This window comes from Citricoccus sp. (assembly GCF_035445025.1).
In the GTDB taxonomy this organism is placed as follows: Bacteria; Actinomycetota; Actinomycetes; order Actinomycetales; family Micrococcaceae; genus Citricoccus.
Window position 1 is genome coordinate 1 of record NZ_DAOMPX010000164.1, and the last position, 1,734, is coordinate 1,734.

Genomic DNA, 1,734 nt, shown 5'->3' on the forward strand with positions numbered 1-1,734 from the left:
CCTTCTTCGCAAATCGAGCACAGCCACATCCCGTCCCCGTTGGCGCGGCGGCATTCGGCGCGGCGGCATTCGGCGCGGTCGAGCACGTCGGTGCTGGTGGTGTGGAACTGGAGCACGGAGACCCGCTGGCACAGTTCGCAGTTCAGCGGCTCGGTGGAGCCGGGGACGGGGTCACTGGTGGTCATGGGTCTTCTTTCTGTGACGGCGGATCATCCTGACGACGATGAGCACGGTGGCCCGTCGCCGGTCCCAGCCAAGGTACTCCTTGCGCGCATCCAGAGAGGCGTGCAGTTGTTCGTGGTGGGCCCGGCACATCGGCATCAGGTCCTCATCTTTCTCCCGTGCCTTCCAGGCCCCGGTCACCGGGTCACGGTGCACCCCGTCGTAGCGCAGATGGTGCAAGTCCAGACTGCCTGCCTCGTCAAGGGTCAGTTGGCAGACCGGGCAGGCCGGTTCAGCGCCCCGGGCGCGGGCGTCGCGGAACCAGCGCACCCGGCGGAACCCCCACGCCGGTGAGCGCAGGTAGTCCCGGTAGCTTTCCGAGCCGGTGCGGGTGAGGGAGAGCCGTGCCATGGTCTCACCGCACCGGCACCGAGGCCGCCCAGTCCGCGACCGTGCCGGTGTCGGCGGTATCGGCGGCCGTGGGGGTGGAGGACAGGGTCTCGGCCCCGCCGGTGAGCTCGGCGGCCAGTTCGGCGTTGTAGGCCTTGGTGGCGGCTTCGATCTGCTGGGCGTCCTTGCGGTCGGGCCACTTGGTCATGCGCATCAGGATGGGCCGGCCGTTGCGGTTCAGCAGCAGCCCCCAGCCAAAGGGCAGACGCCGCAGCTCCGAGACCGTCAGCACCTCGGTGTCGTGCAGCTGCTCGGAGGTCGAGTTCGAGTCCTTGCCGCGGGAGGTGGAGGTGCGGGTGATCTGGCGTTGACCGGCCAGCCGGGAGAACAGCTCCAGGTCTTGGACGTTGGAGGCCCCGCCGAGCTGGATCTTCACGGTGGCCGCGTCGAACAGGGCGGTGGCGGGCTGTTCGCCCCATTCGTTGCGGGCCTGAGCCAGGGACTGGAACACGGCGAAGGCACTGATGCCCACACCACCGCCGTCGGCCATGATCTGGGTCAGCCCGGGCCAGGCCCCGGCGATGTTCGCGATCTCGTCCAGGACCAGCGTCAGCGGCGCATCGAGCCGGTTCTTGGGGGACTTGGCGGCGATCTCGCGGGCACGTTCGGTGATGGCGTCCATCATCGCGATCAAGAACGGGCCGGCGGAGGACCCGCCGGTCTTGGTGCCCACGATGTACAGCGTCCCGTTCTCGCGCAGGAACTTGTCGATGTCCAGGGTCTCCTCGACCCGGGTGGGTTTGAGGACCTCGCGGACCTCGGGCACGGACAGGCCCTTGACCGCGCCCTCGACGCCGAACCACTTGTTCTGCAGCAGCTTGGGCTCACCGTCGATGATGCCCTGCAGCACCAGGTTCCAGTTCGAGGCCGCATCCCGGTGCTCGGCCAGGATCTTGACCGCTTCCTTGGCCTCGGCGGGGTTGTTGCCCCAGCGCATCAGGTCATCCACGGTCCGGTTCCCGAGGGCGGCGGCGTGCAGCAGGCATTCCATGATGGTCACCGCCGGGGCCTGCCACTCCGCATTCGTGGAGGACGCCCCCAACCCGGAAGAACTGATCAGGGAGGTGGCGCGCTGGTTGGCGACCCGGGGGACCTCGCACCCGGTGATCGGGGACCACTTCA

At 68.6% G+C, this 1,734-nt stretch carries 3 protein-coding genes; all 3 read right to left on the minus strand.

The window, feature by feature from the left end; genetic code table 11:
* On the minus strand, positions 1 to 185 hold a 185-nt coding region (locus PLJ28_RS15865), incomplete at its 3' end, for a hypothetical protein (RefSeq protein ID WP_324590442.1).
* Positions 172 to 573 (minus strand): hypothetical protein, encoded by a 402-nt coding sequence (locus PLJ28_RS15870; RefSeq protein WP_298044980.1) that lies wholly within the window; start codon positions 571 to 573, stop codon positions 172 to 174. The genes PLJ28_RS15870 and PLJ28_RS15865, both read right to left, overlap by 14 nt.
* 4 nt (positions 574 to 577) lie before the next feature.
* Positions 578 to 1,734: type IV secretory system conjugative DNA transfer family protein (locus tag PLJ28_RS15875; protein WP_324590443.1), on the minus strand; the 1,157-nt coding region annotated here is incomplete at its 5' end.

What these genes read in the sequence shown, in the direction of transcription:
- PLJ28_RS15870 (WP_298044980.1), bottom strand. Translation starts at nt 573, where the DNA reads ATGGCACGGCTCTCCCTCACCCGCACCGGCTCGGAAAGCTACCGGGAC.